Origin of the sequence: Methylobacterium sp. J-072, from assembly GCF_022829425.1 — a bacterium.
Taxonomy (GTDB): domain Bacteria; phylum Pseudomonadota; class Alphaproteobacteria; order Rhizobiales; family Beijerinckiaceae; genus Methylobacterium.
This window is the reverse complement of the sequence record NZ_JAKSYK010000110.1, coordinates 32,391-41,435: the sequence shown is the minus strand read 5'-3', so window position 1 is coordinate 41,435 and position 9,045 is coordinate 32,391. Positions and strand designations below refer to the sequence as shown.

General features: G+C 68.2%; 10 protein-coding genes. 6 read left to right on the top strand and 4 right to left on the bottom strand.

Going from position 1 to position 9,045, the window contains the following annotated elements; genetic code table 11:
* From MKK67_RS12200 to MKK67_RS12185, 4 genes are all read left to right on the top strand, one after another.
* Positions 1-800, top strand: an 800-nt coding sequence (locus tag MKK67_RS12200; RefSeq protein WP_243965022.1) for an acetyl-CoA C-acyltransferase, incomplete at its 5' end; no start/stop codon positions are given.
* Between the two features lie 117 nt (positions 801-917).
* Positions 918-1,646, top strand: coding sequence for an acetoacetyl-CoA reductase (gene phbB, locus MKK67_RS12195; protein WP_243965019.1), 729 nt, complete (start codon positions 918-920; stop codon positions 1,644-1,646).
* 676 nt (positions 1,647-2,322) lie between these two features.
* A complete protein-coding gene (locus MKK67_RS12190) occupies positions 2,323-2,772 on the top strand; it encodes a hypothetical protein (protein ID WP_243965016.1) in 450 nt (149 codons plus the stop codon).
* Between the two features lie 22 nt (positions 2,773-2,794).
* Positions 2,795-3,034 carry a hypothetical protein gene (locus MKK67_RS12185; protein WP_243965014.1) on the top strand — a complete coding sequence of 80 codons (240 nt, stop codon included), beginning with the start codon at positions 2,795-2,797 and terminating at the stop codon, positions 3,032-3,034.
* Positions 3,035-3,239: 205 nt separating this feature from the next.
* On the opposite strand, the gene MKK67_RS12180 is transcribed toward MKK67_RS12185, so the two are convergent.
* Positions 3,240-4,466: a glycerophosphodiester phosphodiesterase family protein gene (locus MKK67_RS12180; protein ID WP_243965012.1), complete on the bottom strand. Its 1,227-nt coding sequence runs from the start codon at positions 4,464-4,466 to the stop codon at positions 3,240-3,242.
* A 98-nt stretch (positions 4,467-4,564) separates the two neighbouring features.
* On the opposite strand from MKK67_RS12180, the gene MKK67_RS12175 reads away from it, so the two are divergent.
* Complete coding sequence (locus MKK67_RS12175) at positions 4,565-5,479, top strand: DMT family transporter (protein WP_243965010.1); 915 nt, start codon at positions 4,565-4,567, stop codon at positions 5,477-5,479.
* Here the strand turns inward: MKK67_RS12175 and MKK67_RS12170 are convergent.
* Positions 5,476-5,904 carry a cupin domain-containing protein gene (locus MKK67_RS12170; RefSeq protein WP_243965024.1) on the bottom strand — a complete coding sequence of 143 codons (429 nt, stop codon included), beginning with the start codon at positions 5,902-5,904 and terminating at the stop codon, positions 5,476-5,478. The two genes, MKK67_RS12175 and MKK67_RS12170, sit on opposite strands and share 4 nt — an antisense overlap.
* A 76-nt stretch (positions 5,905-5,980) precedes the next feature.
* Here MKK67_RS12170 and MKK67_RS12165 point away from each other — a divergent pair, with 76 nt between their 5' ends.
* The gene (locus MKK67_RS12165; RefSeq protein WP_243965007.1) at positions 5,981-6,604 is read left to right on the top strand and encodes a ribonuclease D; all 624 of its coding nucleotides are present in this window, start codon (positions 5,981-5,983) and stop codon (positions 6,602-6,604) included.
* Positions 6,605-6,766: 162 nt separating this feature from the next.
* Here the strand turns inward: MKK67_RS12165 and MKK67_RS12160 are convergent, their stop codons facing one another.
* Both MKK67_RS12160 and glnA read right to left on the bottom strand, forming a co-directional pair.
* Positions 6,767-7,405, bottom strand: coding sequence for a VOC family protein (locus MKK67_RS12160; RefSeq protein ID WP_243965006.1), 639 nt, complete (start codon positions 7,403-7,405; stop codon positions 6,767-6,769).
* Positions 7,406-7,455: 50 nt separating this feature from the next.
* Positions 7,456-8,865, bottom strand: coding sequence for a type I glutamate--ammonia ligase (gene glnA / locus MKK67_RS12155; protein WP_243965005.1), 1,410 nt, complete (start codon positions 8,863-8,865; stop codon positions 7,456-7,458).
* Positions 8,866-9,045 lie beyond the last annotated feature (180 nt).

The window sequence follows — 9,045 nt, the reverse complement described above, 5'->3', positions numbered from 1 at the left end:
ACCTGCGCGGCGGCCAGAAGATGGGCGACATCAAGCTCGTCGACACGATGATCAAGGACGGGCTCTGGGACGCCTTCAACGGCTACCACATGGGCCAGACCGCCGAGAACGTCGCCCAGGCCTTCCAGCTCACCCGCGAGCAGCAGGACCAGTTCGCCACGCGCTCGCAGAACAAGGCCGAGGCCGCCCGCAACGAGGGCCGGTTCAAGGACGAGATCGTCCCCGTGACGATCCCCGGCAAGAAGGGCGACACCGTCGTTGACACCGACGAGTACATCCGCGACGGCGCCACCATCGAGGCGATGGCCAAGCTGAAGCCGGCCTTCTCCAAGGAGGGCACGGTGACGGCCGCCAACGCGTCCGGCCTGAACGACGGCGCCGCGGCTTTGGTGCTGATGTCGGCCTCCGAGGCCGAGCGGCGCGGGCTGACCCCGCTCGCCAAGATCAAGTCCTGGGCGACCGCCGGCGTCGATCCGAAGGTGATGGGCACCGGCCCGATCCCGGCCTCCCGCAAGGCCCTGGAGAAGGCCGGCTGGAAGCCCTCCGACCTGGACCTGATCGAGGCCAACGAGGCCTTCGCGGCGCAGGCGCTGGCGGTGAACAAGGACATGGGCTGGGACGATGCGAAGGTGAACGTCAACGGCGGCGCCATCGCCATCGGTCACCCGATCGGTGCCTCGGGCGCCCGGGTGCTCGTCACCCTGCTGCACGAGATGAAGCGGCGCGACGCCAAGAAGGGCCTCGCCACCCTGTGCATCGGCGGCGGCATGGGCGTCGCGATGTGCCTTGAGCGGCCGTGATCGTTTTGTAACGCCAGGTTCTCCACCAATATAGACTTGAGACTGAACTCAGAAAAAATCGCGTGCGGACGCCATCCGCACGCGGCATCAGGTGATGCGAAACAGGAGGAAACAACAATGGCTCAAGGACGCGTCGCACTCGTCACGGGCGGCACGCGCGGCATCGGCGCCGCGATCTCGAAGGGCTTGCAGGCCAAGGGTTACCGGGTTGCGGCCAATTACGCCGGCAACGACGAAGCGGCCCAGGCCTTCAAGGCCGAGACCGGGATCCCGGTCTTCAAGTTCGACGTGGGTGATTACGAGAGCTGCCAGGCCGGCATCGCGGCGGTCGAGGCCGAACTCGGCCCGGTCGAGGTGCTGGTCAACAATGCCGGCATCACCCGCGACGGCGCCTTCCACAAGATGGACTTCGCCAAGTGGCAGGCGGTCATCAAGACCAACCTGGACTCGGTGTTCACCTGCACCCGGCCGGTGATCGAGGGCATGCGCAACCGCGGCTTCGGCCGGATCATCATCATCTCGTCGATCAATGGCCAGAAGGGTCAGGCCGGCCAGACCAACTACTCGGCCGCCAAGGCCGGCGTGATCGGCTTCGCCAAGGCGCTCGCCCAGGAGAGCGCCTCCAAGGGCATCACGGTCAACGTGATCGCGCCGGGCTACATCGCGACCGACATGGTGATGGCGGTGGCCGAGGACATCCGCAACAAGATCATCGCGACGATCCCCACCGGCCGCCTCGGCAAGTCGGAAGAGATCGCCCACGCGGTGGAGTACCTGGCGAGCGACGAGGCCGGCTTCATCAACGGCTCGACGCTCACCGTGAACGGCGGCCAGCACTTCGTCTGATTTTTTTTCGGGTGTGATCAGCGCCCGGCTCCACTCCGACGCCGCGCCGCCCCGCCGGGCCGTGCGGCGTTTTTTGTGACCGGCGCCGGACGCCGCTTCGATCGGGGGGCCTGTTAGACGGGTCTCAGAGGCTGTTTGACGGCGCGATCGCCGTCGAAGGACGGTTCTGATCGACGGAGTTTCTGATCTCTCCCCTCATCCTGAGGTGCTGCCCAGCAGCCTCGAAGGAGCCCTCCAGGGATCGCGCGGCTGGCTGGAGAGCTCCTTCGAGGGCTCCGCTCCGCTACGCCACCTCAGGAAGAGGGCGAGGATGGGAATGACCGGGCTTAATATTTTGTCTGAGGCCGTCGTGACCCACGCCGTCATTGCGAGCGCAGCGAAGCAACCCAGGGCAGCGCGCGATCCCAGACCGCTCCTCGACGTTCGCAAAACCTCTGCACGCCACCCGGCTCGGCAAGGGTCTCGATCGGCGAAGACTTCGCAAGCCGGGCAATCCTGACGAATCCTTTTCTACGCCGCGGATTCATCGAGTCCGCATGTGGATCTGTGCATTGCGGGTGCGGGCGCGCGAAATCGCACACGTGCTCCGACACACGAACAATTTGAGCGGACCGAGATAGCTCTCGTTTCAGCCGGACGTGGTTGTTCGCGCCGGCAAAACGAAGGCCCCAACACGATGAACACCGCATTCACCACGCGCCGGACCGGTGAAACTCTTGCTACGGACCGGACCGTCAAGGCGCGTGGCGTCTCGATGCTCGCCAAGCTCGGTCTCGCCGCGGCCTGCACGCTGGGGCTTGCCGCCTGCGTCACCCCGCAGGAGCGGCACGCGATGGATAACGGCCAGTGCTACGAATTCGGCTTCGAGCCCGGCACCGATGCCTTCGCGCAATGCATGATGGACCTCCATCAGCAGCGCGCGCTCACCCAGGCCAACCGGGATCTGTACTGGCAGTCCCACTTCGCCGAGCAGACCCGCCGCCGCGAGGCCCAGCAGGATCTGTTCAAGCAGATGAGCCTGCAGCGCAGCGGCGACCCGCGCTTTCCCGTCTGCGGCGCCGCCTCGGATGGCGGCCTGGACCGCCGGACCATGACTTGGTTCGGCCCGAACTGCCGCGCCCGCTAATCCTCATCGCGAGGGACCCCTGATGTCCGATGTCATCACCCGCGGCCCGCAGAATCCGAGCCGGCTCATCTTCGTCACAACCGCCCTGGTCGGCGCCGCGACCGGATTCGCGACCGGCAACTTCGGGTTGTTCTGCCTGGCCGTTCTCGGCTGCGCGACCCTGTTGTGCGCGAGCTACGCGCTGGTCCGGCGCTGGCTCGGTTGGGCGCCGCTGAAGGTCGACGATCTGTTCGAAATGATGCGGCTGCTGTCGCCGCACTGAGCCGCCGCTTCGAAGTCTGCGCGAAGGCAACCCGAAAGACGCCGCGCCTTTCTTCGAAGTCTGGCCGGAACCACCCCCCGCACCCGTCGCAGTTTCTATGCCCCCGAGGCCGCCATGACGCTCGCCCTGATCCTCGCCTGCATCCTCCTGGTCAATTTCTTGATGGCCGGCCTGTTCTCGCTCGTCGCCCTCTGGGCCGACTGAGCTACGGCGCGCCGACGCAATTGGCGTAGAAGGTCGTGGTCGCCGGCCAGTCGGAGAATACGCCGAGCACGCCGACCTGCCCGTGCAGCACGTCGAGCAGCCGGAGGATGTCGCCGTCGCCGGTCACCACCGGCTTGATCGACTGGTAATAATAGCCGCCGCCCTCCTTCAGCGGACCCGAGCGCTCCAGCGACCAGGCGATCAGGCCGAGCCCGGCTTTCTTCGCCTCCCGGGCGTAGGTCGAGGGCTCGATGGCGCCGTCAGGACCGGGGCGGACCAGCATCCACAGGGGCGGCGCCAGGATCTTCACGCCCTTGGCGGCGAGCTCGGCCATGCCGGGCTTCCAGGTCTCGGGCTTCTCCGGATCGAAGCCCTTGGTGGTCTCGTCGCGGTCGTCGAGGAAGATCGCCTGGCGGCCGAAATCCGGGTCCTTCTCCAGCCAGTACAGGATATCCCGGAGCTGGAAGCTCTGCGGATAGACGTCGGAAGCCGGGATCCCGGCCTGTTTGTACTCGTCGATCAGCTGCTGGGCGTATTGGTCCTGGGTGTAGCTGCCCTCGAACGGCATCGGGACCTGGGGCGCCTTCAGCTCGGGGGTGAACTTGCGCCCCATCGCCTTCACCAGGGCGATGTATTCCTTGTGGGATAGCAGCGTGCCGGTGGTGGCGTAGAGGTCGGTCCGCCAGCGCGGCGTGGCGTTCATGTAGGCGGCGACATTGGTGGCATCCGGGTCGGCCGCATCCATCTTGCCGTTGAGCGACTTGAACTCGTCCAAGGTCAGGTCGCTGGTGCAGCACGTGGCCGAGGCCTTGCGGCCGGTGGCCGGATCGGCCGGCTCGAACCCCTTGGTGCACTTCGCCGCGAGGTTCGGCCGGGCCAGGATGTCGGTGGTGGTGTGCAGGTCGCATTGGCTGTGCCGGCAGACCAGCTGGCGATCCTTGGTGAAGGCGACATCGCACTCGATGATCCCGGCGCCCATCCGATAGGCAGCGAGCAGCCCCTCGCGGGTATGCTCCGGGAACATCAGCGGTGCGCCCCGGTGCGAGATCGAGAAGGTTCTCGGCGTGTAGGGGCGGTCGACTCCGCAGGCGGCCAGATGCTCCTTCAGCGGCCCTGGCTTCAGCTGGTCGACCAGGTAGAACGGCCGCGGCCCGAGCTGCACGCCCTCGCCGGCCAGCGCCGACCCTCCCGCCAGCAGCAGCCCGAGGACGGCCAGGATCGCGCGCATCGCCAGAACTCCCACTTCGATCTGCCCGTAGAGCGCGACGATGACAGGGTCGTGACCCCCTCTCGCCGACTCAACCGCCCGCGTGATAGCGGCGATCCATGAGCGCGACAGCCACATCTTCCAGCCGGGCCACCACACGCTCGGCAGCTACCCTGGCGGGGTTCGGGGCGATCCTGCTGTGGTCGCTGCTCGCCCTGTTCACCGCGGCCTCCGGGACGGTGCCGCCGTTCCAGCTCGCCGCCATGACGTTCGGGGTCGGCGGCCTGTGCGGCTGCGCCACCTGGATCGCCCGGCCGGCCCGGGCGCGGGCGCTGCTCCAGCCCTGGCCGGTCTGGCTGCTCGGGGTCGGCGGGCTGTTCGGCTACCACGCCCTGTATTTCAGCGCCCTGCGCCTGGCACCGCCGGCCGAGGCCGGGCTGATCAGCTATCTCTGGCCGCTGCTGATCGTCCTGTTCTCCGCCCGGCTGCCGGGCTCGGGCGGGTTGCGCGCCGGGCATCTCGCCGGGGCGGCTCTGGGGCTCGCCGGCGTCGCCGCCCTGTTCGTCGGCCGGGGCGAGCTCGGTTTCACCGCGGGCGCGCTCCCCGGCTACGCGGCCTCCCTGGCGGCGGCCTTCGTGTGGGCCGGCTATTCGGTGCTGTCGGCCCGGGTCGGCCAGGTGCCGACCGACGCGGTCGCGGGATTCTGCCTGGTCACGGCGGTGCTGAGCCTGGCCTGTCACTTGGCCTTTGAGACGACGATCTGGCCCGCCGATGCCATGCAATGGGGCGCGGTGCTGTTCCTCGGGATCGGGCCGGTCGGGGGCGCCTTCTATCTCTGGGATATCGGCTGCAAGCGCGGCGATGTCCGCCTGCTCGGCGTCACCGCCTATGCGGCGCCGGTTCTCTCGACCCTGATCCTGGTGGCGACCGGCTATGCCAGCCCCGGTCCGGCGCTCGCGCTCGCCTGCCTGCTGATCGTGGCCGGCGCGCTAACCGCGGTGCGGGCCTCTCGCGCGGCGCCGACGGGGATTTAGCTCCGCGGCGTCGGCCGCCAGTCGGGCGGTGCCATCTCGAAGCCCGAGAAGTCGAAGCCTGGCGAGACCGTGCAGCCGACCAGCGTCCAGGCGCCGAGGCTGGTCGCCGTCTGCCAATGGCCGGCCGGCACCACACATTGCGGACGCTGGCCGGCGGCGAGGTCCGGTCCAAGGTGTTGGGCGGTGGCGTCGTGGCCGTTCGGGCTGGTGGTGATTACCAGCGGCGCGCCGGCGTGCCAGTGCCAGATCTCGGTGGCGTCGACCCGGTGCCAGGCCGAGGCCTCGCCGATGTCGAGCAAAAAATAGATCGCGGTGCCGACCGAGCGGCCGTCCACGGTGCGTGGGTCGCGGAACGTCTCGCGGTAATGGCCGCCCTCCGGATGAGGCTTCAGCCCCAGGGTCGCGATCACCTCGGCTGCCGTCATCATTCGCTTCTCCGTCGTTCGCTTGCCGCCACTCGGCGCCGATGGTACCGGCGCAACACCCTAAAGGTCCAAAAAAATGCCGAGCCCGATTGTACGCCTCCACCGTGGCGACCTGCCCGCCGATTACGATGCGGGCCGGGCTGTGGCCATCGACACCGAGACGCTCGGCCTCAACCCGCATCGGGACCGGCTCTGCGTGGTGCAGATCTCCACCGGCGACGGCACGGCCGACGTGGTCCAGATTCCCCAGGACGGCCCGGAGCCGGTCGTGCTCAAGCGCGTCCTGGCGGATCCCGACGTGCTCAAGATCTTCCACTTCGCCCGGTTCGATGTGGCGGTGCTGTTAAGGGCGTTCGGGGTGATGCCGGGGCCGGTCTATTGCACCAAGATCGCCTCAAAACTCGCCCGCACCTACACCGACCGGCACGGGCTGAAGGACGTTGTCCGCGAGCTCGTGGGCGTCGACTTGTCGAAGCAGCAGCAATCCTCCGACTGGGGCGCCGAGACCCTGACGCAGGCGCAGCAGGATTACGCGGCCTCCGACGTGCTCTACCTCCACGCCGCCCGGGAGCGGCTCGACGCCATGCTGGCCCGGGAGGGCCGCACCGATCTCGCCGCCGCCTGCTTCGCCTTCCTGCCCACCCGCGCTCGCCTCGACCTCGACGGCTGGCCGGAGACCGACATCTTCGCGCATACGTGAGCGATAGCGCGGGACGCCGCGCGATTCCTGTGCGCTGGGGACGTATCGGCAACCGCAGCGTGATGGACCCCTGCTAGGTTGCCCGCGCCGGAGCTCGCGAGTCCCGGCCAGGCCCTCCGCGCCGGTCACCCACCCGATCAGGCCGGCACGGAGGGCCGGTCCTCAGGTCAGCACGCGCGGGCCGGAGGGCGTCGCGAATCTGGCAGTGTAGCGCAGCGCCGGGCCGGGCTCGATCCGTGGCGGGTCGGTCAGGTCGAGGCCAGCGTAGAGCGCGGCCACAGCCTCCGGCTCCGGATGGGTCAGCCGAAACTCTTCGAGCCGTGCCCCGAGATCCGGCATCGCCCCGGCCGGGTGCGGGCGGTCACCCCAATCCATTGCGCAGGGCGCGGCGCCGTCCGCCGGCCAAGTCCCGTCCGGGCGGAGACCGAAGCGCCACGACAGCGTGCCCCGGGTCATCGTCGCCGCCGTGCCGAGCAGGTCGGGATGGGCCGCGAGCAGGGTGTCGAGATCGTCGGTGCGGGCGACGAAGCCGCGCAGCCGCCGGCCGGCCTCCCAATCCTTCCGCACCCGCGCGGCGTCGCCGAGGCCGAACCAGCGGGCGCGCGCCGGCTGCGCTGCCTCGGGATCGACGGCGATCACTTCGAGGAACGTCGATGCGCCGAGGCGGAGCAGATGGTTGCGGGTGCCCATCTCCGGATGGCGCCCGCCCTCCGGCATGTCGAGGCCGAGGCAGTCGCGGACATGGGCCACGCCCTCCGCGAGATCCGGCGCGACGACGACGAAGTGGTCGAGGGTGAGCATGGGCTTTTCACGGAGCCGGGGCCGGGCTCCACGCCCGGCCCCCTCTCACATCACAGCGAGTAGTACTGCACGAACTCGATCGGGTGCGGGGTCATCTCGTAGCGCAGCACCTCGGTCATCTTCAGCTCGATGAACGAGTCGATCTGGTCGTCCGTGAACACGCCGCCCTCCTTGAGGAAGGTGCGGTCCTTGTCGAGGTTGGTCAGCGCCTCGCGGAGCGACCCGCACACGGTCGGGATCTTCTTCAGCTCCCGCGGCGGCAGCTCGTAGAGATCCTTGTCCATGGCCGGGCCCGGATCGATCTTGTTGCGGATGCCGTCGAGGCCGGCCATCAGCAGAGCCGAGAAGGCCAGGTACGGGTTGGCCATCGGGTCGGGGAAGCGGACCTCGACGCGCTTGGCGTTCGGGCTCTTGGTCCACGGGATCCGGCAGGAGGCCGAGCGGTTGCGCGCCGAGTAGGCGAGCAGCACCGGCGCCTCGTAGCCCGGAACCAGCCGCTTGTAGGAATTGGTCGACGGGTTGGTGAAGGCGTTGAGCGCCTTGGCGTGCCGGATGATGCCGCCGATGTACCAGAGGCATTCCTGGCTGAGGCCGGCATATTTGTCGCCGGCGAAGACCGGCTTGCCGTCCTTCCAGATCGACTGGTGGACGTGCATCCCTGAGCCGTTATCGCCGAAGACGGGCTTGGGCATGAACGTCGCCGACTTGCCGTAGCTCTGCGCGACGTTGTGGATGCAGTACTTGTAGATCTGCATGTGGTCGGCGAGCTTGGTCAGCACGTCGAACTTCATGCCGAGCTCGTGCTGGGCCGAGGCCACCTCGTGGTGGTGCTTCTCGACCTTCACGCCCATGGACTGCATCGCGGCCAGCATCTCGCCGCGCATGTCCTGGGCCGAATCCTGCGGCGGGACCGGGAAGTAGCCGCCCTTGGTCTGGACCCGGTGGCCGAGGTTGCCGCCCTCGTAATCGGTGAAGCCGTTGGTCGGCAGTTCGGTCGAATCGAGCTCGAAGCCGGTGCGGTACGGGTCGGCGGCGAACTTCACGTCGTCGAACACGAAGAACTCGGCTTCGGGGCCGACATAGATCGTGTCGCCGATCCCGGTCTGCTGCAGGTAGGCCTCGGCGCGCTTGGCGGTGCCGCGGGGATCGCGGGAATAGGGCTCGCCGGTGGCGGGCTCGAGCACGTCGCAGACGATCGACAGGGTCGAGGCGGAGAAGAACGGGTCGAGGCAGGCTGTGGACGGATCCGGCATCAGCAGCATGTCGGACTCGTTGATCGCCTTCCAGCCGGCGATCGAGGAGCCGTCGAACATCGTGCCCTCGGCGAAGATCTCGTCGTCGATGAGCGACACGTCGAACGTCACGTGCTGCCACTTGCCGCGCGGGTCGGTGAACCGGAAGTCCACGTAGCGTACGTCGTTGTCCCGGATATTCTTCAGAACGTCGGCCGCAGTCGTCATCGTGGGCATCCTCCAGGAAGTTCGTCGGGGATTCTCGCGCGGGGCGGGCACCTTAGGGTCGGGCCGCACCGGCCGCGCCGCTTGATATCCGCCGCGAGGCCGCCTTGCCACCCGCGGAAGGGTGGAATCGCGCGCGGCGCGGGACGTTTGGCCCACAATGGCGGCCGCTCTCATATCCGT

Coding starts and splice junctions, on each gene's coding strand:
- phbB (WP_243965019.1), top strand. CDS start 918: ATGGCTCAAGGACGCGTCGCACTCGTCACGGGCGGCACGCGCGGCATC.
- MKK67_RS12160 (WP_243965006.1), bottom strand. CDS start 7,405: ATGCTCACCCTCGACCACTTCGTCGTCGTCGCGCCGGATCTCGCGGAG.
- MKK67_RS12175 (WP_243965010.1), top strand. CDS start 4,565: ATGAGCGCGACAGCCACATCTTCCAGCCGGGCCACCACACGCTCGGCA.
- glnA (WP_243965005.1), bottom strand. CDS start 8,865: ATGACGACTGCGGCCGACGTTCTGAAGAATATCCGGGACAACGACGTA.
- MKK67_RS12170 (WP_243965024.1), bottom strand. CDS start 5,904: ATGACGGCAGCCGAGGTGATCGCGACCCTGGGGCTGAAGCCTCATCCG.
- MKK67_RS12180 (WP_243965012.1), bottom strand. CDS start 4,466: ATGCGCGCGATCCTGGCCGTCCTCGGGCTGCTGCTGGCGGGAGGGTCG.
- MKK67_RS12165 (WP_243965007.1), top strand. CDS start 5,981: ATGCCGAGCCCGATTGTACGCCTCCACCGTGGCGACCTGCCCGCCGAT.
- MKK67_RS12185 (WP_243965014.1), top strand. CDS start 2,795: ATGTCCGATGTCATCACCCGCGGCCCGCAGAATCCGAGCCGGCTCATC.
- MKK67_RS12190 (WP_243965016.1), top strand. CDS start 2,323: ATGAACACCGCATTCACCACGCGCCGGACCGGTGAAACTCTTGCTACG.